Raw genomic sequence first — 22,307 nt, forward strand, 5'->3', positions numbered from 1 at the left:
GGAGCGCGTGGACGTCCGAGCGATGAACGCCGAAATGACCGCCAAACTGATCGACGCCCCCGGCGAAGCCCCGCCCGAAGGCGGGTACGCGCTGCGCGTCGTCGAGACGCGGGGCCGCAGCACCGGCGAGCCGCGGCGTGTGCCGCTCGCCGTCGTCGCGCGGGACGGCGGGCACTACCTCGTCTCGCCCGTGCGGGACCGCGACTGGGTCGCGAACCTCCTGGAAACACCGGACTGCGCGCTGCTCGCCGCCGGTGAACGCCAGGACTGCCGGGCCGAGGCCGTCGACGGCGCCGAGGCCGCCGGCGTGGTCGCGACCTACCTGGCCGCGATGTCGGTGCCGTGGGCCGTAAGGGCCTTCCCGGTCCCGCAGGACGCGACCCCGGCCCAGATCCTCGAGCACGTTCCCGGGATGGCGGTCTTCCGATTGGAGACGGCGTGAGCGTCGCCGCCGCGGGCGGCGGCCCCGGCGGGCTGCTGCTCGGCTACCTGCTCGCCCGCGCCGGGATCGACGTCACCGTGCTCGAAGCGCGGTCGGACTTCGACCGCGACTTCCGCGGCGACTCGCTGCACCCCTACACCCTCGAACTGCTCGACCGCCTCGGCCTGGCCGAGGACCTCCTGGCGCTCGACCACTTCAAGGCGCGCTCGTTCCGCTTCCACACGCCGTCCGGCGTCTACAGCTGCGCCGACTACGACCGGCTCGACACCCCGTTCGGCTACATCGCGCTGATGCCGCAGGTGCGGTTCCTCGACTTCCTCGCCGAGCGAGCCGCGAAACTGCCGTCGTTCACGCTCAAGACGAACGCCAAGGTCACCGGCCTCCTCGAAACCGACGGCAAGGTGACCGGCGTCCGGTTCCGCGGCGGCGAACTCGAGACGTCACTCGTCGTCGGCGCGGACGGGCGGTTCTCGACGGTCCGGCGGCTCGCGGGCCTCGACGCGAAGCCGCTCGGCGCCACCACCGACCTGCTCTGGTTCCGCCTTCCCCGCTCCCCCGGCGACCCGCGCGACGCCGACCTCGACCTCTACTTCGGGCGCGACGCCTACGTCGGCGTCCTCGGCGGCGTCCACGACTGGCAAGTCGGCTACAGCCTCGAAAAGGGCGCCTACCCGGCGCTGCGCGAACGCGGCGTCGAGCCGGTCCGCGCGTTCCTGCGCGACCGCGTTCCGTGGCTGGCCGACCGCGCCCACCTGCTCACCGGCTTCGCCCAGACGACGCTGCTGTCGGTCGACATCTCCCGCGTCGAGCGCTGGCACCGCCCGGGCCTGCTGCTGCTCGGCGACGCGGCGCACGTCATCTCCCCGGTCGGCGGCAACGGGATCCTGATGGCCGTCCAGGACGCCGTCGCCGCGGCGAACCGGCTGATCCCCGCGTTGCGCCGGGGTGAAGTCACCTCAGCCGACCTCGCCGGCGTCCAAGCCGACCGGATCGCGGCGATCGAACGGGTGCAGGCCGACCAGGTCAAGGTCGAACGGCGGGCCGCCGCGGCGCGCGCCCGAGGCCGTGGCGCCGCGCCGCCGGCCTTGCTCAAGCTCTTCTTCGCGATCCCGGCACTGCGCACCCGCGGCGCCCGCGGCAACGCCTACGGGCCGTTCCCGCCTCAGCTCGACGAGTCCCTCTTGGCGTCGTAGGACGTCCAGCCGCCTTCGCCTTCGGCCGCCTCGACGTCGGCGTCGGCGCTCGCCGCGTGGGTCATCGCGGCGACTGTGCGCTCGAGCCCCTGCTGGACCTCGCCGCCGTCGGCCTTCCGGACGCTGTGCAGCGTCACGGTGATCTCCGACGACGCCGGGCCGTCCTCGGCGATCCGCAGCTCGCCGTGGTAGTCGTCGGGGCCTTCGGCGCCCCAGGACAGCGAGCGGTTCGCCGCGTCGGTGTGCAGCCAGGCTTCGCCGGCGACGCGCTGGCCGTGCACTTCCGCCTCCACGTGCACGCTGTCACCGCCCTTCGGCTCGGCGACCTTCATCTCCGGGAAGTACCGCGGCAGGTTCTCGGGGTGGCTCAGGAACGCGAACAGCTCGTCCGCCGGGACGTCGGCGGTCGCGGTGTGGCGGTACTCGGTCATCGGATCACCTTTCGTCGACCCCTCGGTTACCCCTGAAGTTGTGCATTAAAAGGCGTTTTGCGGGGAACCTGGTGGACATGACGGCCACCGAACCCGAGACCCGGCGCGGTCCCGCCCCCGTCCAGGGCCTGGGCATGCTGATCGGTTTGCTGTTCCTCGTGCTCGCCGCGCTGGAACTGATGTCCGGGGTCGCCGACGGCGCGGGCCCGCACCAGCTGTTCGGATTGGTCTCGGTGTCCGGGCTGTGGGCGTTGCTGCACCTGCTGACCGGCGCCGCGGCGGTGTTCTGCACCCGCTCTTCGCGCCTGGCTGCCCGGTTCCTGGTCGCCGCCGGCGCCGGTTACACCCTGGCCGGCCTGGCCGGCCTGCTCCCGCTGCCGCAGGCGGTCACCGACGTGCTGCCGCTGAACACCGCCGGGATCTGCCTCGCCCTCGCCCTCGGCACGGTCATGCTGGTCCTGGGAGCCGGCTCGCTGCAACGGGGACGGCGCCGCTGAAGTCGTCCTCGGCGCGCGGGAACCGCACCAGCACCGCCGCGACCACCACGGCGAGTCCGAAGAGGACGTAACCGTTGCCGGTGAGCTGCTGGAGGAACGTCCAGCCGCGCTCCGCTGCCCCGCCGCGCGGCCACCACCACTGCGGGCCGGCGACGAACAGCACCGCGCCGGCCCCGGCCGCGACGGCGAACCCGCGCCGCCGGGTCCGGCGCGCCAGCTCCGCCCAGCCGAGCAGCACGACCACGGCCCAGACCCAGTGGTGCGTCCACGAAATCGGGGAGATCAGCAGCCCGCCGACGGCGTTGACGCCGAGGGCGACCGTCTTCTCCCCCGCGTCCAGCGCGCGCCGCACGCCCAGTGCCGTCAGCACCAGGACGACGGCCACCAGCGGCAGCCACCACGTCGTCCGCGCGCCGGCGGGCACCCCGGCGCGGGCGAGCAGCCCCAGCAGGGACTGGTCGCCAGCGTAGGTCGGCTCGCCGACGCGGCCGGTGGCCCACAGCGCGCCGGTCCAGTACCGCACCGAGTCGGCGCCGGCGAGCAGGAAGCCCAGCGCCGTCGCCGCGACGAACGTGACGGCGCTCGTCACGGCCGCGCGGGTGTCCCGGCGGAGCAGGAAGTACAGGAGGAACACCGCCGGGGTCAGCTTGATCGCGGCGGCGAGCCCGATCAGCAGGCCGCGCGGCCACCGCGGGGTGTCGGCCAGGACGTCGAGCACGACGAGGGCGAGCAGCAGCAGGTCGATCTGGCCCGCGTACACCGTGCGCAGCACCGGCTCGAGGACTTCGGCGGCCAGCAGGAGCATTCCGACCCGGCGCCAGTCGGGTCGCGTACCGAACGCCCGCAGGACCGTGAACAGCACCAATGCCAGCAGACCGAGCGTGCCGACGGTGACCACGAGGCAGGCGGCCCAGTACGGCAGCACGGCCAGCGGCGCCAGGACGACCGCCGCGAACGGCGGGTAGGTGAACAGCAGCAGCTGGCCGTCGCCGGTGGGCGGCAAGGTGCCGTACAGCGCGTCGCCGTGCAGCAGAGCCGCCGACCCGAGCCGGTAGACGTCCAGGTCGACGCGGTAGGCGGGGAAGCGCACGCGGCCGTCGTTGTACGACACCAGCAGCACCGCCAGGACGAGCACCTGCGCCCCCAGCAGCACGTACGCGTTCCCGAGCCTGGTCCGCACCCCTCTGATCATCTCTCGCATTCTGTCGCGTCCCCGCCCCGGCGCCATCCGGGAAACCCCCGGACCTCTGCTCCGGAAAAACCGGTTGCCCGGCGTGCCAGCCTGGGCGGATGGGGACACCGACCGGCTTCGCCTACCGCGTCGACGAACGCGGCACCGTCACGATCACGCACCACGGCCGCCCGGCCGGGACGCTGCGCGGGTCCGCCGCCGCGCGCTTCCTGGCCGCCGCCGACCGCGGCGACGACCGGCAGCTGCTGATGGCCCGGGCCACCGGCAACTACCAGCACGGCAACGAGCGGCGGGCCCGCGAGCACCCCCGCAACCGCTGGCTTCCTGGCACGCTGGCGCCATGAGCTACGACGTGCAGACGATCCGCAAGCACTTCCCCGCCCTCTCCGCCGCGCACTTCGACGGCCCGGGTGGCTCGCAGGTTCCCGACGTCGTCGGCGAGGCGGTGGCCGGGACGCTGTGCGCCGCGATCGCCAACCGCGGCGTCGTCACGGCGGCCGAGCGCCGGGCGAGCGCGGTGGTCGCCGAGGCGCGCCAGGCCGTCGCCGACCTGCTCGCCGCGGACCTGGCCGGGGTCGTCTTCGGCCGCAGCATGACGCAGCTGACCTACGACTTCTCCCGCACACTGGCCAAGAACTGGGGCCCGGGCGACGAGGTCGTCGTCACCCGGCTCGACCACGACGCGAACATCCGGCCGTGGGTGCAGGCCGCGGAGGCCGCGGGCGCGACCGTGCGCTGGGCGGACTTCGACCCCGCGACCGGGGAGCTGGCCGCGTCCGCCGTGACCGGGCTGCTGTCGGAGCGGACGCGGCTGGTGGCGGTGACGGCGGCGTCGAACCTGCTCGGCACCCGGCCGGACGTCCCGGCGATCGCGGCCGCGGTGCACGACGCCGGCGCGCTGCTGTACGTCGACGGCGTGCACCTCACCCCGCACGCCCCGGTCGACGTCACGGCGCTGGGAGCCGACTTCTACGCGTGCTCGCCGTACAAGTTCCTCGGCCCGCACCTGGGCCTGGTCGCGGCGGCGCCGGCGCTGCTGGAGACGCTGCACCCGGACAAGCTGCTGCCCTCGACCGACGCCGTCCCGGAGCGGTTCGAGCTGGGGACGCTCCCGTACGAGCTGCTGGCCGGCACGACCGCGGCGATCGACTTCCTGGCGGGCCTGGTGCCGGGATCGGGCTCACGCCGCGCGCGGCTGCTCGGGTCGTTGTCCGCGTTGGAGGACCACGAAAACGCGCTCCTCGCGCGCTTGGACGCCGGGTTGGCCGCGCTCCCGGGCGTGACGCGCTACGGCGCGCCCGACCGGCACCGGACGCCGACGGTCCTGTTCTCCGTCGACGGCGTCGCGTCGCAGGCGGTGTACGAGCACCTCGGAGCGTTGGGCGTGAACGCGCCGGCGGGGAGCTTCTACGCGATCGAGTGCTCCCGGCACCTCGGGCTCGGCGACACGGGCGCGGTGCGGGCGGGAATCGCGCCGTACACCACGGAAGCCGACGTCGACGCGCTGCTCGCCGGCCTGGAATCGCTCTCGCGGTCGTGAGGGGTGAGGGCGGTGGCACCGCCCGCACCCCTCACGATCCGTGGGGGTTCGTCAGCTGGGGTCCTGGTCCAGCTGGGTGGCCTTCACCGCGTTGCCGACCTGGGTGCAGTCGTCGGCGGTGATGCCGGCCGTGCCCGCCTTGGCGAGCGCCGCGCACGAAGAGTTGAGGGCGTCGCCGACGTCCTTGAACGTCGCGCTCTGCGTCAGCGTGTTCTCGACGCCCCACCAGACCTGGACGGACTTGTCGAGCCCGAGGCCGCGCACGGTCCGGCCGTTGAATGTGTCGCCGTCGGTGATGAGGTAGTCGGCCTTGTTGACGACGCCGTCGTTGATGTGCACGTCCGGGTTGTTCGTGTCCCAGCCCGGGCCGTTGACCATGTCCGGCTGCGGTTTCAGCGACGAGCGCGGGTCCTTCATGTTCCGGATCGCGCCCAGCGACGAGCCCGCGCCGAGCAGCCAGCGGTTGTCACCGGTGTCGTCGGGGTCGTTCGAGGTGATGCCGATGAACTTGCCGAAGACGTCCGAGAGGCCTTCGTTGATCGAGTCGGCCTGGCCGCCGCTCAGCCCGGACGTGTGCTGGGTGACGCCGTGTGTCAGCTCGTGCCCGGTGATGTCGTCGGTGGTGACGCCCTCGCCGAAGGCCATCTGCTCGCCGTCCCAGAAGGCGTTCGCGAAGGGGCATTCGCCGCTGACGCAGATCCGGACGGTGCCGCGCAGCGCCTTGCCGGTGCCGTCGGAGTAGTCGGCGCCGATGAGGTTCGTGAGGTCGACGTTGACGTACTTCCGGTAGAAGTCCGAGGCCTGGCCGAAGAACGTGTAGACGTTGTTGACGTCGGCGACGCTCGACTCGGCGCCGCCTTCCTTGCGGGTGACGTCGAAGGCGGTGCCGCAGCGGACCGACGCGTTGCTGCCGCTGACCACCTTCCGGTTGGCGTCGCAGACGTCGCGGTTGGCCTCGCGGACCTCCGACCACGACGTCAGGACGTCCTGCGTGCCGGCTTTGACGACCTCGGTCCACTTGTCGTTCAGCTTCGCGCCGTGCACGGTGACCTGGTAGGTCGGCACGGCGACGCCGTCGCCCTTCGCACCGCCGAGGGTGGCGTCGTACCAGTACGCGCGCGGCGCGTCGGCCTTGAGCGTGTTCGCGGCGAGGCCGGTGCGCTTCGCGACGTCCGCGAGCGCGGCGTCCGCGGCACCGGCGGCGCTCGCCGGGAAGGCACCCGTGGTCTTCTGCGCGGTGCGGCCGTGGGTCGCGAGGACCGCGCCGGTCTTGTCGCGCAGCTGGACCAGCTGGCCGCCGAACACCGGCACCCCGCCGATCTCCTGCTGGGACCGCACGACGCTGCCGAACGGCATCGCGAGGGAGTTCAGCGCGTGCATCGACGGCTGCGCGATGGTCGCGTAGGCCGGCGAGCCGGTCATGGCCAGCGACACCGCGACGACGGCCGCGCTCACCACCGCCGTCCCTGCGATAGCCCGTTTGCGTGACACCCGGTACACCTCCGTGGAAGCTTGATCACCTGACGTGAAGTCCGAGCAGGGTCACATGCCCCGATGGGGTCGCACACCGGTCGAAAGTAGGTAAGTCACCATATGGGCGTCGTAAGTCGGTAGTTAATCACCGGCATTTCGGACAGGTCAGGACGCCGGCGGAGCCACCACGCGGAGCTGAAGCATCGCCGCGAAGCGAGCCTCCGGATCCGTCATGTCGAACCCGCCGACCTCCGCCAGCCGGCGCAGGCGGTACCGGAACGTGTTCGGGTGGACGTGCACCGCCGCCGACGCCGCGATCACGTCGCCGAACGCGTCGAGCCACGCCCGGAGCGTCTCCACCAAATGGGCGTGGTGCTGCTCGTCGTACCCGAGCAGGCGCGCCACCGGGCCGGTCGGGCGGTCGCCGCGGGCCGCTACCAGGTCCTGCAGCTCCAGCAGCAGCGCCTCGACGTGGACGTCCGCCAGCGATGCCAGCCGGCGGCCCGCGCCGCTGCCCGAGCGCAGCACCCGCAACGCCCGGTCCGCGCTGGCCCGGGCTTCCGGCAGCTCGGCCGCGCTGCGCGCCACCGGCCCGATGCCGATGACCGCCCGGACGCGGTCGCCCACCCGGTCCAGGAAGTCCTTCGCGATCCGCAGCGCGCGGCGTTCGCCGTCGGCGTCGCGGGTCACCGGCACCAGCCCGTACGCGGTGTCGCCGACGAGCGCCGCAGCGCAGCGCGGATGGACCGCGCTCAGGTGCATCGCCAGGCCGTCGGCCAGCCGCTGTCGCTCGGTCGCGACTTCGGCGTCTTCGGCGCCGTTCTCCAGCACGGCCAGCGACAGCACGACCACCGGCTGGTCCGCCAAACCCAGGCGGCTCAACGCTTCCCGCGCGGCCGCCCCGCCTTCCAGTGCGGTGCTCAGCAGGTCCGCGCGCAGCCGGCGTTCGACGTCGGCGCCCGCCCGGACACGCAGCAGGTGCAGCGCCACCAGGCGGGCCGCGTCGCACAGCGCCTGCGTGCGGTCGGCGGTCAGCGGTTCGCGCACCGCGGCCCAGATCGAGCCGAGGATCTCGTCGCCCGCCCGGACCGCGACGGCCACGCGCGGGATCATGAACCCGTCGGGGCTCTCCGGCGGGCGGTCGACGTACACCGGCCGGTCGCTGCGGTAGAGCTCGCGGAACACGCCGCGGTCGGCCAACATCCGGGAGAACCGCTCGGGCACCTGCCGGCCGAGGATCGTCTCGACGCGCGAGGGGTCGGCTTCGTCCTGGCGGCCGGAGAACGCGAGCACGCGCGAGCGGCGGTCCTCGATGGTGACCGGCGCGTCGATGAGCGCCCCGATCGCGTTCGCCACGGCGAAGAGATCGCCCGACGGCAGCCCGGCCAGGGTCTCGGGTTCGGCGTCGCCGACGTCGCCCTCGGCCAGCAGCGACCGCAGCATCGCCGCGAGCTGGGCCCAGGACGCGCCGCGGGCCAGGCTCAGCAGCGCGACACCGGTCTCCTCGACGGCGGCGGTGATCGCGGCCGTCACCGTGACCGGCGCGCGCAGCACGAGCCCGGCCGCGTCGTGCCGGGCCAGGACCCGCAGCTGGCGCACCACTTCGTCGGGTTCGGCGAGGCCGACCCCCAGCACCAGGGCGTGCTGCGGGAGGGCGGGCTCGTCGAGCGGGTCGTGGATGGCGACGCCGCCGATGCCCCCGGGCCGGTCGGCGTCCCCCAGCACCAGGTCCAGGAGGGTGCCGCCCAGGTCGTCGAGGACGCGGCCGAGGCTGGCGTGCGGGCGCAGGTTCACCGAAACGAGCACCTCCCGAAGCTAGGCGGGACACCGCCAGCCTAGTTCGTCGGAAGGGACTAAAACACCTCTCGGATTCGTTCGCCCGCACCAATCGGGCTACGACGTCAGCTTCGCTGCCACGTTGTACGCCTCCACCTGCAGCCGGGCGCCGGGCACGCGCCGCCGCGGCTCGACGCGGACCGTGCGGCTTTCCCCCGGCAGCAGCCAGAAGTAGTTGTCGCCGTAGCGGGTCGGCAGGACGCGGTCGGTGCCGTTGCGCTCCCGCAGCGACAGCCGGATCATCGCCGCGACCGTCCGGCCGTCGTTGCGGATCGTCGCGGTGAAGGCGTCGCCGTCGGCCTTCAACGACGACGTCAGCCGCGCGCCCGGCAGTTGGTTGAGCGCGCGCATGGCCGTGTCGCCGCGGTAGCGCCAGTAGGTGTTCTCCGACAGCACCGCGCCGCCCGCGTCGGTCAGGGTCAGCCGGAGCAGGTGCAGGTCCGGGTGCGCGGCGTCGAACGGCACCGTGAACGCCGTCGCGCCGACGTTCGCCGCGACATCCAGCTTCTGCAGCACCGGGTTACCGAGCGAGGCTCCGTCCAAAGAGAACAGCCGCGCGGTGACCGTCACGCCGCTCAGCGCGGCCGGGGTGTGGTTGACGACGCGGACCTGCCACGTCGTCAGGTCGGCCTGGACGTGCCGGGCCTCGCAGCCCTTGCGCGCGCCGTAGTAGCTGCCGTTGACGTCGAGGTCGTAGTCGTAGGTCTGCCAGACCGTGCTGTGCCACGCCGGGTGCGACATCCAGAGCAGCACGCCGGTCGCGTCCGCCCACAGCTTCGTGTTCCACGCCTCGAAGATCGCGCGCATGCTCTCGTAGTTGACGAATTGCGCCTTGCGGCAGAACTCGGCCAGGCTCGTCGACGGCGCGAGCCGCGCGTCGATCGCGGCGAGGTAGCTCTGCGGCGACTGGTTGCCGCCCGTGGACCAGTCGTGCAGGAACCACGGCGCGCCGATCGGCCAGCCGGGGTCGTCCTTGCCGACGAGGTTGCGCATGCTTTCGACGACCGACACGGTCGGCAGCCCGATCTCGCTCCAGAACCCGTACTTCCCGCCGGTCGCCTCACCGGTGAAGTACCGCTTCGGGTCCTGCCAGAAGTAGGGGCCGTCGCCGGTGATCACGCCGCCCGCCGAGTTGCCTTGGTAGAGCAGGTCGGTGGCGGTGTGGACGATGTCGCGCAGCGCGTTGTCGATCGCCGGCGGCGGGGTGCCTTCGTTGCAGCCGAACCAGACGGTCGCGCACGCGTGGTGGCGGTAGCGCAGCACAGTGTCCTTCGCCTGTGCCAAGAAGATGTCGTGGTTGGCCGGGTCGGTCGACCAGCCGTCCCAGAACTCGTTCCACAGCAGGATGCCGTACTTGTCGCAGGCGTCGAACAGCTCCTGCCGGTAGGACGAGCCGACCCAGTTGCGGATCAGCGTGAAGTTCATGTCCCGGTGCATGGCGACGACGGCGTCGGTCCGCTCGGCCGGCATCCGGCGCAGCAGTTCGTCCCAGCCCCAGCTGCCGCCGCGGGCGAACACCTTGACGCCGTTGACGAGGAAGGTCAGCGGCTTCGGGCTGTTGTCCACCAACGCCGCGTCGGTCCAGGTGTCGCCGTCCTGCGACACCTGGATCTTGAACGTCGCCGCGTAGGCGGTCTCCCAGGTCAGCACGACCTTGTCGAACGCCGTCGCGGCGCCGAGGTCGACCTGCAGCCACTGGTTGTCGTCGTAGGCCGACGTCCAGCGCGTGTTCGGGTCGCCGTCGAAGGCGCGCTCGGGCGGGTTGCCGTCGGCGACCGACGACGAGGACGACGGCTTGCCCTGCGCCACATCGGTGCCCGAGCTGTCCAGCACCGCCATCGTCCACAGCGAGAAGCCCCAGCCGGTGGCGCGCTTGAGGCCCAGCATCCGGACGAACCGGGCGCTCTGCGGCGCCAGGTCGACGGTCTGGGTGGCGCGGCCGTCGGCGATGACGATCGGCAGGTCGTACCGGTAGCCGATCTCGCGCAGGCCGATCTTGACCGTCCGGCGGTCGCTGGTGCTCGCGCCGATCGCCGCGGTCAGCGTCAGGTCGTACAGGTTCGGGTCGCCGTAACCGTTGGGCCACCACAGCTTCGGGTTCTTCACCACCTGCTTCGGGAACGCGACGTCGGTGGTCTGCCCGGCCGGGACGGTCACCGTGGCCGAGACGCTGACCGGGCCGAAGGCGGCGCTCACCTTGACGCGCTGGGCGGTCGCGGCGGCGTTGCGCACCGGCACGGTGAGCGTCACCTCGGCCGTGGCCGCGTCGGGCACTTTCGTGTCGACGCGGACGTCCCCGAGGACCGCCGCGCCGGTGGACCGGAGGCGGACGTGGTCCCAGATGCCGGACGCGCGGTCGCGCACCGCGGGCATCCAGTCCCAGCCGGACACCGCGAGGTAGGTCGGCGAGTTGTCGAACATGGTGCTGCCCGCGTCGCGCCAGGAGCTGCCGTCGGCGCCCTTGTCCCCCGGGCTGCCGGGCCGCGGCATCGGCGAGATCTTCACCGCGAGGGCCTGGTCGCCGGTGCGGCGCAGCGCCGCCGTGACGTCGAACGCGCCGCGGCCGAACGGGTGGCTCTGCGTGCCAATTTCCGCGCCGTTGAGCCAAATCTGCGCTTCGTGGTTGACGCCGTCGAACTCGAGCCAGACGTGCCGGCCCGCCGAGGTGTCGAGGCCGCGCGGGAGGGCGAAGCGGCGGCGGTACCACCAGGCGTGGCGGGACAGCGCCTCCGGGACGTGGAGCTGGTTCATGCCGGAGACCGGGTCGGGCAGCTGCCCCTGCTCGACCAGGGACGCGAGAACCGTGCCGGGAACGGTCGCCGGGAGCCAGCCGCGGGTGTCGACGGTGTCGCCGGACAGCGCCTTGCCGTCGCCGGTCGGCGCCCAGTCGTCCATCGTGAGGACCCAGCCGGACTCGAGCGGGACGGTGCCGTCGGCCGCGACGGCGAGCGCGGGCGGGTCGTCGTGCGGGCGGACCGGGAAACTCGTCCAGCCGTGCACGGCGGGGCGGTTCTGGGGACCGGTGCCGAAGACCTGGAAGCCGTTGAGGCCCAGCGGGTTGGTCGTCGAGCGGCTCGCCGCGCTGAAGCGGACCCAGCGGGCGGTGACCGCGGACAGCGGGATCGTGACGACGCCGCCGGTGCCCGCGTCGGTGTGGTGGACGGTGCGCCAGGCCTTGCCGTCGCCGGAGACGTCGAGGTCGAACGACACGGCGTAGCTGGAGAGGATCTCGAAGCCGCTGGTGTGGCTGCGGGAGCCGGCGGCGTCGAACGCGGGGTCGCCGGGCTGGGCCTCGAAGGTGAGCACGACCGAGTCGATCCGGCACTGGCCCTGCAGGTCGACGACGATCCACTGGCCGTCGCCCGGCTCGGCGCGCCAGCCGGAGCCCTTGACGCCGACCTGGGCGAGGCCGTCGACGGCGAAGTCCGCGGGGGTGGCGGCGTAGGCGGTCGAGGACACCTGCACCGGGCGGAACAGGGCCAGGTCGGTCTTCGGCGCCTGCGCGTCGGCGACGGGGGGCGCGGCGGACGCGACCCCGGGCAGGACGGCCGCGAGGCCGAACCCGGCCAGCAGGCCGGTCCCGGCGGCCAGGACGTGCCGCCGCGAAACGGCGGACACCTCCGCGGGCTCGACATCGGCGGCGATGCCGTACTCCTCCGCCATGGGAGAACTCCGTTCGGGCGTGGGTGACAACGTTGCCAGGAAGCTTCCGCCGAGCGCATCGGGAGCGTCAAGAAGACAAGGAAGACAAGAATTAGGAAAAATGACATCGATGTCGGCCGGTGGCTCACCGTGCCCCGGTGAATGGGGCCCGCTACGGTTGCATCGAATCCGCATCACGCCAGGAGGTCCGATGGTCCAGGTCGAACGCAGCCTCACAGTGCGCACGCCGATCGAGCGCGTGGTGGCGTACCTCGCGGACTTCGCGCACACGGAGGAGTGGGACCCGGGCACGGTCAGCTGCACCCGCACCGGCGAGGGCCCGATCGTGGTCGGCGCGCGGTGGCACAACGTGTCGGAGTTCCGCGGCCGGCGGACGGAGCTGGACTACAGCCTGACCCGGCGGGACCCGGGCCGGGTGACGTTCGTGGGCAAGAACAAGACGGCGACCTCGACGGACGACTTCGGCCTGTCGGAGGGGCCCGACGGCACGACGGTCCGGTACCGGGCGACGATCGAGTTCCACGGCTTGGCGAAGCTGGCGGGGCCGTTCTTGAAGCGCGAGTTCGAGCGGCTCGGGGACGAAGTGGCGCCGAAGCTGACGAAGGTGCTCGAAGTCCTGGGCTAGTCCCCCGCGGTCGCCACGGCCAGCTCGACCGCCGACGCCAGGTCGTTCACGCGGGCGAACCCGCGGTCCCCGAGGTGGTCCCACCCCGGCCCCGCCGTCCCGACCACCCGGCCCAGGTCGCGTACGCGCGCCGCCAGCAGGTCGTCGGCGGTCGGCGGCGCCAGCGACCACAGCAGCACCAGCACCGGGTCCAGGCGCTCGGCCAGGTCGGCCACCGTCTCCGCCGGGACGAGCTGGCCGAGGTACGCCACCGGGATGCCCGCCTGCGCCAGCGTCGCGCGCAGGGCCTCCATCGGCAGCGAATGCCGCTCCGCCGGACAGCAGGCCAGCAGCACCGGGCGCCCCGGCACCGCCGCCGGGAAGCGGCGGCTGAACCGCTCGAACGCCAGCGAGATCTCCGTGGTCAGCGCCCATTCCGGCGCGAAGCACCGGTCGCCGCGCTGCCAGCGGTCGCCCAGGCCGCGCAGCACCGGGGCCAGGACGTCGGTCCACGCCGCCGCCGGGCCGAGCGTGGCGAGCGTTTCGTCGAGCAGGCCCGCCACCGACGCCGAGCGGAGGTCCTCGGCCGCTTCCTCGAGCTCGCGCACCCGTCGCGCGGCCGGCACCTCGGGTGGGTCCGCCGGGCCGCCGAAGGCCGCCGCGGCCGCCTCGCGCACCGGCATCCCGCGCCCGACGAGCCGCTGCATGTGCTGCAGCCGGCGGACGTCGGCGTCGGAGTAGCGGCGATGCCGCCCGGCGCCGGCCGCGGACGGGCCGATCCCGTACCGCGCGCTCCAGCTGCGCAGGGTCACCGGCGAGACGCCGAGCAGTTCGGCGACCTTGCCCGGCGCCCAGGCACCCGCCGCGGACGGCCCGTCGACGCTCTTCGGTTCCACCGTTCCCCTTCGCCTCGATCGCCGCAGCTTAGCGACGGAGGGCTTACCCGGCAGAGGGTGACACGGTGGACGGACCGGACGGCTCGAGGGCGCGCCGGGGACGCGGCGGCGGGGCGTCGACCTGCCGCGTCCCCTTTCGGCGCCGCCCGGCGCCGGGATCCGGCCCGCGTCAGCCGGATCCGGACGGCCGCGGGGTGTGGCAACCCGCCACGGCCGGGACGTCGGGGAACGGTCCCACCACCCAAAATACCGCTCATCGCAACGTTCGTGCATCGTTATCCCTCGGATGCCGCAGTGATCCGCCCTCCCGGACGAGTGATCTCGGCCGGCGCTGGGTACTTCGCACCGCAGGAGGGACTCCGATGACCGAAAACCGCATTTCGCCCCGCTTCGCGACGACGACGGACGGCGGGGTCGTGACCGTCCGTTGCGCGGGCGACCTCGACCTGGCCACGACATCCCGGCTGCGGGAAGTCCTGCTGGGCCCGTTCGCCGACGGCGTGCGCGGGGTCGTCGCCGACCTCACCGAGACGACGTACTGCGACTCGACGGTCTTCAGCGTCCTCGTCGAGGCCTACCGCGAAGCGCTCGCGCGCGAAATCCCGTACGCCATCGCGGCGGCCAGGATCGCCGTCGCCCGGCCGCTCGCCATCCTCGGCCTGGACCACGTGCTGCCGCTGCACCTCGGGCTCGCCGAGGCCCGCGCGGCGCTCGCCGGGACACCCGCGAGCCGCGTCTCCTAACCGGGGAAGTCCGGGTGGAGGACGTCGTCCAGCACCGCCCGGTGCGTGCGCCGCAGCTCCTCCCCCGGTTCGACCCCCAGGTCGGCGGTCAGCCGGTCGCGGATCCGGCCGTACACCGCGATGGCCTCGGCGCGCCGGCCGGTCGCCTGCAGCGCCCGCATCAGCAGCACCGCCACCGGCTCGCGAAGCGGCTCCTCGGCCAGCACGGCGGACAGCTCGTCGGCCGTTTCGGCGTACCGGCCCAGCCCCAGCTGCAGCCGCGCTTTGCGCGTCAGCAGCGTGCCGCGGCGCTCGGTGAGCCGCAGCCGCTGGCCTTCCGCGAACGGCCCCGGCAGCCCGGACAGCGGCTCGCCGTGGAACAGCCCGAGCGCGGCGGACCAGGACTCGACGGCGGCGGCCGGCTCGTCCGCTTCTTCGGCGGCGACAGCGTCCGCGGCCAGCTCGGCCAGCCGCGCGGTGTCGATCCGGACGCCGTCGACGGCGAACCGGTAGCCGCCGGGCGCGCGGCCGATGACCGAGTCCGGCGTCCGCTCGCCGGGCGCGCGCAGGCACTTGCGCAGCCGGTGCACGTACACCGGCAGCACCCGGCCCCCGGTGCCCGGCGGCTCCAGCCCCCAGACGCCGTCGAGCAGCTCGGACTGGCTGACCGTGACGCCGGGGCGCAGCACCAGCGCCGCGAGCAGGGCCTGCTGGCGCACCGGCCCGAGGTCGAGCGGGGTGCCGCCGCGCCACGCGCGTAGGGGTCCCAGGACCGAAAACCGCAGTCCCGGACGCGGAACCGGCTCCGCCACGGCCGGCCGCACCGGCGCGGCGTCCACAATGGACCCGCGCGGGCTGACGATGCCGTGGTCGAACGCGTAGACGACGGCCGCGGCGCGGTCGCGCAGGCCCAGCTTGGTGAAGATCCGGCCCAGGTGGCTCTTCACCGTCAGCTCGGAGACGACGAGCGCGGCGGCGATCTCGGCGTTGGACAGTCCGCGCCCGGCCGCCCGCAGCACGTCCAGCTCGCGGGGCGTCAGCAGGCCCGGCGGCGGGCCGGCGGGTTCGTCGGCAGGCGCGCGCCGGTAGGTCGTGAGGACACGCGCGGTCACCGAGGCGTCGAGCCAGGCGTCGCCCGCGGCGACCGCGCGGACGGCGCGGATCAGGTCTTCGGCGGGTGAGTCCTTGAGGATGTAGCCGACCGCGCCCGCGCGCAGCGCGCCGGCGAGCAGCTCGTCGTCGTCGAACGTGGTCAGGGCCAGCACCGGCGGCCGGCCGCCGATCCGCCGCGTCGCCTCGATCCCGTCGACGCGCTTCATCCGCAGGTCCATCACGACGACGTCGACCTCGGCGGCGGCCAGCGCGGCGGGGACTTCCGCGCCGTCGGCGCACTCGCCGACGATCGTGAAGCCGTCGCGCTCGCGCAGGATCCGCCGCAGCCCGGACCGGACGAGCTCCTGGTCGTCGACGAGCAGGACGCGAACTTCGCCGGCCGTCACGGCGTGCCTCCCGCGGGCACGCCGACCGCGACCACCCAGTCCGGCCCCTCGGGTCCGGCCGTCAGCTCGGCACCGAGCTGCCCGGCCCGGGCGGCCATGCCCTTGAGGCCTGATCCGCCGGTGGCGGCCGGTCCGCCGGCGGGCAGCCGGTTGCGGACGACCAGCCGGGCCTCCGCCGCGCCGACGTCGAGCCGCACCCGCGCCGGCGCGCCATCGCCGTGCTTGGCGATGTTGGCCAGCGACTCCTGCGCGATGCGGTAGAGCCCGAGCCCGGCCAGGTCCGGCACGGCGGCCAGGTCGCCTTCCTGCTCGTAGTGCACGGGCAGTCCCGCCGCGCGGGTGCGCTCGACCAGGGCGGGGATGTCGCGGGCGCCGGGCAGCGGGCGGGTCCCGGCGGGCGCCTCGGCGAGCAGCCCGACAGTCCGGCGGATGTCGGCCATCGCCGTCCGCCCGACGCGTTCGGCTTCGGCGAGGCCTTCGAGGGCCTCCTCGACGTCGCGGTCCTGCTGCAGGGCGTGGCGGGTGCCGGTCAGGTGCAGCAGGGTGATGCTCAGCGAGTGGGCGACGACGTCGTGCACCTCGCGGGCGATCCGCTGCCGTTCGGCGAGGACGGCCTGGTCGCGGGCGGCGTCGCGAGCGGCTCGTTCGGCGTCCAGGGCCCGGACGTACCAGCGCATCATGAACCCGCCCGCGGTGCCGAGCAGCACGGCGGCGACGTAGACGGGGAACCCGACGAGCCCGACCCGCGCGGCGGCCACGGCCAGGGTGGCGACACTGGCGGCGGCGACGGAGTAGGCGATGACGGGGCGCGCGATGGCGGCGGTCTCGGCGGCCAGCACGACGAGCACGACCGGCGCGAAGTCCGGGACGGCGGGCCGGGAGAGCAGGATCGCGACGGCCGTCAGCACGGTGAGGGCCTTGAGCCACGGCGGGACGATGACGCCGGTGACGGCCCAGACGAACGCGGTGACGACGGCGAGCAGGCCGGCGAGGGCGATCGGTGCCGGCGGCGCCAGCGCCCCTCGCTGCGCCACCGCCGCCACCGCCAGCACCACCCCGAAGGCGGTGACACCCACGGGGACCCACCACGGCAGCCCGATCCCGGCGCGGCCGAGGCTCGCCTCCAGGCGGGCCCGGATCCCGCTCACCACCCTCGCCCCCACGAGGGACAGCCTAGGAAGTGAGCGGGGCGGGCGCATCCGGCCCGGGGAGGAGGTTGCGGTTCATGCGGATTTCATCGGCGCAGGTCGGCCCTCGGTGACGGCCCGGACGTCGACCGGCACGTGAATGGCCCCTTCGCCCCATCGCCGCGGCCTCGATCGGGTGGATCGCCGCGCACGGGGGCGGACCGGACATTAACGTCCGAGCCGACGAGTCCACAAAGGACAGGGGAGGTCCCGTGCGCGCGACCCATGCCGCCCTGGCGGCGCTGGCGGCCTGCGGGCTCGTGGCCCTCTCGGTGCCGCTCGGCCGGACCGCGCACGCCGACCCGCTGCCCGACGGCCTGGGCCCGTGCGTGCCCGGGACGTGCCCTGCCGTCCACCCGCCGGTCGGCAACGGCCCGTTCGCCGGCCGTGACAACGGGATCAACGTCTTCGTCGGCGGCAGCATGCGCGTGACCGGCAGCGCGGCCGAGGCGGAGGGCCGCGTGGTCGTCGGCGGGGACTTCACGCTGCGGAAGACCTCCGGGTCGTCGATCTACAACGTCGGCGTCGCCGGGGTCGGGTCGCGGGTGCCGCCGCCGGACGGCGCCGACTACCTCACCGTCGGCAAGGACCTCACCGTCGCCGCCGGGCAGCGCCTCGACGCCGTCGGCGACTCGGCGGGCGGCGTCGTCCGCCACGCCGGGACCGTCACCGGCACGGTGATCGGCAAGCTCGTCCACGATCCCGCCGCGATGGAGCCGTACGCCGGCCTGCGGGGGCGGCTCAACGCCGCGAGCAAGTGCTACGCGCGGGCCGCGACCACCGGGACCGCGAAGAACCAGGGCTACCAGACGCTCTTCACCGGCGACGGCAGGTCCAAGCTGCAGGTCTTCACGATCGACGCCGACATCGCCGGGCCGGGTGGCAGCACGCAGGGCATCGCGTTCACCGGCATCCCCGACGGCGCGACGGTGCTGGTCAACCTCACCGGCCACGTCCGGACGATCAACACCTACAGCGGCACCCTCGACGACGCCGACCCGCTCAACAAGCTGCGGCCCCGCCTGTTGTGGAACTTCCCCGACGCGAGCACGGCCGCCCTCTCCGGCAGCGGCATGTTCCAGGGCAGCGTGCTCGCCGGCAACCCGGCCGGGACGACGACCGTGACGCTGCCGGGCACGAACGGCCGCTTCTTCACCGCGGGCGACCTCGTCCACGGCTCGAGCACCGGGTCGGGCAGCGGCCAGGAGTTCCACGCGTACCCGTTCGTCGGCGACCTGCCCTCGTGCGGCGGAAAACCCGAGCCGACGACGACCACCACCGCGCCGACCACCAGCACGACGACGAGCCCGACGCCCACGACCACCACGACAACCACCACCCCGGCCACGACGAGCCCGACGCCCACGACCGGCCCGACGGCGACGACCCCGACCACGTCGAACCCGGCCACCACGACAACCACCACTCCGGCCACGTCGACGATCGTCACCACCGGCACCACGACCACACCGGCGACCACCACCACGGCGACCTCGACCACGGCGACCTCGACCACTCCGCCCGCCCCCGGGCCCGCGCCGGCCACTCCCGGCGGAACCGGCGGCCTGCCGGACACCGGCACCGACGTCGGCCCGGTCCTCGGCCTCGGTGCGCTCCTCGTCACCGGCGGCACCGCGCTGGTGCTGGTCACCCGCCGACGCCGGGCCTGAGCGGGGGACCGTCGTCCACAGTGGAGCCCGGCGGTCGCACTGCGGGTCCACACCGCCCGTGCCACCATCGGGTGATGTCACAACGGGTCAACGGACCTAACCGTGCCGTAGCACCGCGGTAATGAACCGTCTCTAGGGTCCCCGGGCTATGTCGATCAGGCAGATGGCGGAGCCGGCGCCGGTGGCGCCGCCGCGAGGTGGGGAAGTGCTTCCGGAAACGAACGCCGAGCGGGCGAACGCGTGGAGCCGGTGGCTGCCCGTCTTCGGTGCGGTGCTGGGCGCCGCCGTCTTCTTGGTGGTGCGCGGCAGCCTGACCGACGACGCTTACATCACCCTCGCCTACGCCAAGAACCTCGCGCTGCACGGCGAGTGGGGCATCATCCCCGGATCGCCCGCGAACTCCGCGACGTCACCCCTGAACGTCCTGCTGCTCGGCGCGCTGACCCTGGTGACGCGGGTGGCGGGCGGCCCGCACCCGGTGGTGGCGCTCGGGATCCTGACGGTCCTGTGCGGGGGCACCCTCGGCTGGGCGTGGCAGCGCCTCGGGCGGAAGCTCGCGCTGCCGCCGGCGGCCGGGGTGCTCGGGGTCGCGCTGGTGCTGCTCAACCCGTTCGTGCTGTCCGCGATCGGCCTCGAAGTCCTCTTGGTCCCCGCCGTCCTGCTGGTGCTCACGGTCTTCGCGCTCGAAGGACGGCCGGTCCTGTTCGGCGTGACCGCCGGGCTCACCGTCCTCACCCGGCTCGACCTCATCGTGTTCGTGGTGGTGATCGCGCTCAGCGCGCCCGCGATCCGGCGACGCATGCTGCCCGCCGCCGGTTGCGCGGTGCTGACGGCCGCGCCGTGGTTCGTCGTGAGCTGGGTCGCGTTCGGCTCGTTCGTGCCCGACACGCTGGCGATCAAGCAGACGCAGGTGGGGTTGTTCGCGCCGTGGACCTACAGCACCGGGCCGGTCATGTACTACCTCGGCTACCCGGTCACCGTGCTGGTCGCGTTCGTCCCGGCGCTGCTCGGCGCGGTCGCGCTCGCCGTGTGGGCCGCCGCGCGGTTCTCCGTGCGGTGGCCGGAGTTCCCCGCGCTCGGCCCGGTCGCGGCGCTGGGCGCCGGCGGGATCCTCTACTTCGTCGCCTATTCGTTCATCGGTGTCGGCCCGTTCCACTGGTACTACGTCGCTCCGACGACCACGGTGGGCTCGTTCGCCGTCGCGGCCTTCGGCGTCTGGTACGGCCAGGCGCGCGAGCGGACGGAGCTGCGCACCGGTCCCCCGCTGCTGGCCCTCGGGTTGACCGGGTTGCTCGTGCTGAGCGCGGCGACCGTCGACGCCGCGCAAGGCCTGCCCTGGAAGTCGCCGGTCATCTTCGGGAACTGGGCCAGCGCGCAGGACTACGCCCGGGTCGGGAAGGCACTGGGCGCGCGCCTCGACGGCGCGAGCGTGGCCAGCCCCGGCGAGATCGGCACCCTCGCGTACTACTGCGAGTGCGCGATCATCGACGAGTTCTCCGATCGCGGCCACGCGAAGGAGCTGGTCGAGCAGCGGATCGCGACGGCGAACCCGCTGATGAGCTTCGCGCTGCGGGTGAACTACCACTGGCTGGACCGCTCGATCACCCCGCGCAAGCCGGACTACCGGCTGCAGTACGCATCGGGGCCGGCGACCGGACCGGACAGCTGGCAGGTGGAGTCCGCTGCCAAGGGCGTAGGGCACTTCACCCTCACCCGCGAACCGTGACCGTGACGCAGCGGCGGGAATCCGCCGCCGGGTTCGCGACCCCGGTGTCCCGGTCGCGGCGGTGGGTGCTGCCCGGCGTGGTCGCCGCGGTGTCCGTGCTCGTGTTCGCCGCGGTGCGCCCGCACCTGATCGACGACACGTTCATCACGCTCTCCTACGCGCGGAACCTCGCGTTCCACGGGCACTGGGGGCTGATCCCGGCCGAGACGTCGAACACGGCGACGTCACCGTTGAACGTCCTGCTCCTCGCGGCCCTGACGCTGGTGCTGCGCGACGCCGTCCTCGCCGCCGGGGCGCTGTTCGTCCTCTGCCAGGTCGCGCTGGTGCTCGCCCTGCGCCGCACCGGCGAGCGGGCGGGGCTGCCGTCCTGGTTGGCGCCGGCCGCCGTCGCCCTGCTGACGGTGAACCCGCTGCTGCTGTCGTCGATCGGGCTGGAGGTCGAGCTCGGCGCGGCCGGGATCGCCTGGCTCCTGGTGGCCGCCGGGGAGCGGCGGCCGGTCGCCCTCGGCGTCCTGACCGGGCTGCTCGCTCTCGTCCGGCCGGACCTGGTCGTGGTCGCGCTGGTGCTCTTCGCGCTGCGACGCCGCTTCTGGGAGAAGGCGTGGCAGTCGGTGCTCGCCGCGACGGCGGTCGCGCTCCCCTGGTTCGCCTTCAGCTGGGTGGTGCTCGGGTCGGCGGTGCCGGACACGGTGATCATCAAGACGCTGCAGAAGTCCTGGGGCCAGTGGGACTTCGGCAACGGCCCCGGTCTCTACGCGCAGGTCTTCCCCGGGGCGACGGCGCTGTCGTTCCTGCCCGCCGCACTGGCCGTGGCCGCGTTCCTGCTCTGGCTGGCGGGCTCGGGCCACCGCGGTCCGGTGTGGACGAAACTGCTGCCGTTCGCGCCGCTGGTGCCCGCCGGTCTCGCGCACTACCTCGCCTACACGCGGCTGCACGTGCCGCCCTACCACTGGTACTACGGGCCGAGCCTGGTCGCGGCGACGCTGTTCCTGGCGGCCGCCGCGGCGGCCTGCGTGCGCCTGCCCGCCCGCGTCGCCGGCGTGGTCGCCGTCGCCGGAGTGCTGGTCGCCAGTACCGGGTTCTACGTCTCGGACGGCCTGCCGCGGCGGTTCGCGCCGCTGATGTCCAACCACGACGCGACCGCGGACTACGAGCGGATCGGCCCGGAGCTGGGCCGGCTGGTCGGCGGTGGCACGGTGCGCAGCGGCGGCGAGATCGGCGTGCTGGCCTACAGCTGCGGCTGCGCGATCGTCGACCTCTTCGACGACCGCGGCGCGGTCGGCCCGGCCATCACCGCGCGGAAGGCGCACCTGGGTGCGCTCGGCCGGGCCGCGGTCGACGTGAACTTCCGCTTCTTCGACTTCGGCGACCGGCCGATCGTCACCGACTTCGCACTGGTGCGCGGCGACCCGCCGTCCGGTGCGCTGGCCCACTGGACACTGACGTCGCCGTGGGCCGGCACCCAGCAGCTGTATCTCGTCCGGGGCAACGGAAGCGGAGCTTGACCATGACCGACCTCACCGCGCAGCGCGGCCTGTACGCCGGCCCGGCGCCGATCGTCAGCAAGGACCTCTACGCCGAGATCCACCGCGGTTCGGCGATCCGCGACCGGGCTTCGCTGCGGCTGGACCCGGGCACGCTGGTGTCCGGCAACACGTACTTCGGGCGCTTCCCGGCCAGCTACTGGCAGCGCTGGACGACCGTCACCGAGGTCTCGGTCGAGCTCGTCGTCACCG

General features: G+C 73.6%; 18 protein-coding genes and 2 pseudogenes. 11 read left to right on the forward strand and 9 right to left on the reverse strand.

What is annotated here, in order from left to right:
* Nucleotides 1-7: 7 nt before the first annotated feature.
* The gene (locus ACZ7OH_RS08665) at nucleotides 8-442 is read left to right on the forward strand and encodes a nitroreductase/quinone reductase family protein (protein WP_470280290.1); all 435 of its coding nucleotides are present in this window, start codon (nucleotides 8-10) and stop codon (nucleotides 440-442) included.
* The gene (locus ACZ7OH_RS08670; protein WP_470280291.1) at nucleotides 439-1,635 is read left to right on the forward strand and encodes an FAD-dependent oxidoreductase; all 1,197 of its coding nucleotides are present in this window, start codon (nucleotides 439-441) and stop codon (nucleotides 1,633-1,635) included. The genes ACZ7OH_RS08665 and ACZ7OH_RS08670 overlap by 4 nt, the downstream gene beginning before the upstream one ends.
* Here ACZ7OH_RS08670 and ACZ7OH_RS08675 read toward each other — a convergent pair.
* Nucleotides 1,605-2,066 (reverse strand): SRPBCC family protein, encoded by a 462-nt coding sequence (locus tag ACZ7OH_RS08675; RefSeq protein ID WP_470280292.1) that lies wholly within the window; start codon nucleotides 2,064-2,066, stop codon nucleotides 1,605-1,607. The two genes, ACZ7OH_RS08670 and ACZ7OH_RS08675, sit on opposite strands and share 31 nt — an antisense overlap.
* A 77-nt stretch (nucleotides 2,067-2,143) precedes the next feature.
* On the opposite strand from ACZ7OH_RS08675, the gene ACZ7OH_RS08680 reads away from it, so the two are divergent.
* The gene (locus tag ACZ7OH_RS08680) at nucleotides 2,144-2,563 is read left to right on the forward strand and encodes a DUF4383 domain-containing protein (protein ID WP_470280293.1); all 420 of its coding nucleotides are present in this window, start codon (nucleotides 2,144-2,146) and stop codon (nucleotides 2,561-2,563) included.
* On the opposite strand, the gene ACZ7OH_RS08685 is transcribed toward ACZ7OH_RS08680, so the two are convergent.
* Nucleotides 2,514-3,755: a glycosyltransferase 87 family protein gene (locus tag ACZ7OH_RS08685; RefSeq protein ID WP_470280294.1), complete on the reverse strand. Its 1,242-nt coding sequence runs from the start codon at nucleotides 3,753-3,755 to the stop codon at nucleotides 2,514-2,516. The two genes, ACZ7OH_RS08680 and ACZ7OH_RS08685, sit on opposite strands and share 50 nt — an antisense overlap.
* Nucleotides 3,756-3,853: 98 nt before the next feature.
* Between ACZ7OH_RS08685 and ACZ7OH_RS08690 the strand changes: the two genes are divergently transcribed.
* Nucleotides 3,854-4,099 carry a hypothetical protein gene (locus ACZ7OH_RS08690; protein WP_470280295.1) on the forward strand — a complete coding sequence of 82 codons (246 nt, stop codon included), beginning with the start codon at nucleotides 3,854-3,856 and terminating at the stop codon, nucleotides 4,097-4,099.
* Entirely contained in the window at nucleotides 4,096-5,295 is a 1,200-nt protein-coding gene (locus ACZ7OH_RS08695) for a cysteine desulfurase-like protein (RefSeq protein WP_470280296.1), read from the forward strand. The genes ACZ7OH_RS08690 and ACZ7OH_RS08695 overlap by 4 nt, the downstream gene beginning before the upstream one ends.
* Nucleotides 5,296-5,346: 51 nt before the next feature.
* Here the strand turns inward: ACZ7OH_RS08695 and ACZ7OH_RS08700 are convergent, their stop codons facing one another.
* The 3 genes from ACZ7OH_RS08700 to ACZ7OH_RS08710 form a co-directional block, all read right to left on the reverse strand.
* Nucleotides 5,347-6,750: a M4 family metallopeptidase gene (locus tag ACZ7OH_RS08700; RefSeq protein ID WP_470280297.1), complete on the reverse strand. Its 1,404-nt coding sequence runs from the start codon at nucleotides 6,748-6,750 to the stop codon at nucleotides 5,347-5,349.
* Between the two features lie 183 nt (nucleotides 6,751-6,933).
* A complete protein-coding gene (locus ACZ7OH_RS08705) occupies nucleotides 6,934-8,574 on the reverse strand; it encodes a PucR family transcriptional regulator (protein ID WP_470280298.1) in 1,641 nt (546 codons plus the stop codon).
* Nucleotides 8,575-8,661: 87 nt separating this feature from the next.
* Nucleotides 8,662-12,267, reverse strand: coding sequence for a discoidin domain-containing protein (locus ACZ7OH_RS08710; RefSeq protein ID WP_470280299.1), 3,606 nt, complete (start codon nucleotides 12,265-12,267; stop codon nucleotides 8,662-8,664).
* Between the two features lie 190 nt (nucleotides 12,268-12,457).
* On the opposite strand from ACZ7OH_RS08710, the gene ACZ7OH_RS08715 reads away from it, so the two are divergent.
* The gene (locus ACZ7OH_RS08715; protein WP_470280300.1) at nucleotides 12,458-12,892 is read left to right on the forward strand and encodes an SRPBCC family protein; all 435 of its coding nucleotides are present in this window, start codon (nucleotides 12,458-12,460) and stop codon (nucleotides 12,890-12,892) included.
* Here the strand turns inward: ACZ7OH_RS08715 and ACZ7OH_RS08720 are convergent.
* Entirely contained in the window at nucleotides 12,889-13,767 is an 879-nt protein-coding gene (locus ACZ7OH_RS08720; protein ID WP_470280301.1) for a MerR family transcriptional regulator, read from the reverse strand. The genes ACZ7OH_RS08715 and ACZ7OH_RS08720 overlap by 4 nt on opposite strands.
* 362 nt (nucleotides 13,768-14,129) lie before the next feature.
* Between ACZ7OH_RS08720 and ACZ7OH_RS08725 the strand changes: the two genes are divergently transcribed.
* Nucleotides 14,130-14,510 (forward strand): STAS domain-containing protein, encoded by a 381-nt coding sequence (locus ACZ7OH_RS08725; protein WP_470280302.1) that lies wholly within the window; start codon nucleotides 14,130-14,132, stop codon nucleotides 14,508-14,510.
* On the opposite strand, the gene ACZ7OH_RS08730 is transcribed toward ACZ7OH_RS08725, so the two are convergent.
* From ACZ7OH_RS08730 to ACZ7OH_RS08740, 3 genes and pseudogenes are all read right to left on the reverse strand, one after another.
* Nucleotides 14,507-15,328, reverse strand: coding sequence for an AfsR/SARP family transcriptional regulator (locus ACZ7OH_RS08730; protein WP_470280325.1), 822 nt, complete (start codon nucleotides 15,326-15,328; stop codon nucleotides 14,507-14,509). The two genes, ACZ7OH_RS08725 and ACZ7OH_RS08730, sit on opposite strands and share 4 nt — an antisense overlap.
* A 12-nt stretch (nucleotides 15,329-15,340) precedes the next feature.
* Nucleotides 15,341-15,988, reverse strand: a pseudogene (locus tag ACZ7OH_RS08735) (response regulator transcription factor); the annotation flags it as partial.
* Entirely contained in the window at nucleotides 15,985-17,151 is a 1,167-nt protein-coding gene (locus ACZ7OH_RS08740; protein WP_470280303.1) for a sensor histidine kinase, read from the reverse strand. The pseudogene ACZ7OH_RS08735 and the gene ACZ7OH_RS08740, both read right to left, overlap by 4 nt.
* Before the next feature lie 236 nt (nucleotides 17,152-17,387).
* On the opposite strand from ACZ7OH_RS08740, the gene ACZ7OH_RS08745 reads away from it, so the two are divergent.
* The 4 genes and pseudogenes from ACZ7OH_RS08745 to ACZ7OH_RS08760 form a co-directional block, all read left to right on the forward strand.
* On the forward strand, nucleotides 17,388-18,845 hold the full coding sequence (locus tag ACZ7OH_RS08745; RefSeq protein WP_470280304.1) for a choice-of-anchor A family protein: 1,458 nt from the start codon (nucleotides 17,388-17,390) through the stop codon (nucleotides 18,843-18,845).
* A gap of 205 nt (nucleotides 18,846-19,050) precedes the next feature.
* Complete coding sequence (locus ACZ7OH_RS08750) at nucleotides 19,051-20,571, forward strand: hypothetical protein (RefSeq protein WP_470280305.1); 1,521 nt, start codon at nucleotides 19,051-19,053, stop codon at nucleotides 20,569-20,571.
* Complete coding sequence (locus ACZ7OH_RS08755; RefSeq protein WP_470280306.1) at nucleotides 20,568-22,076, forward strand: glycosyltransferase family 87 protein; 1,509 nt, start codon at nucleotides 20,568-20,570, stop codon at nucleotides 22,074-22,076. Before ACZ7OH_RS08750 ends, ACZ7OH_RS08755 begins: the two co-directional genes overlap by 4 nt.
* A 2-nt stretch (nucleotides 22,077-22,078) precedes the next feature.
* Nucleotides 22,079-22,307 (forward strand): annotated as a pseudogene (locus ACZ7OH_RS08760) (glycosyltransferase); the annotation flags it as partial.

The organism is Amycolatopsis sp. NPDC114478, from assembly GCF_055633805.1.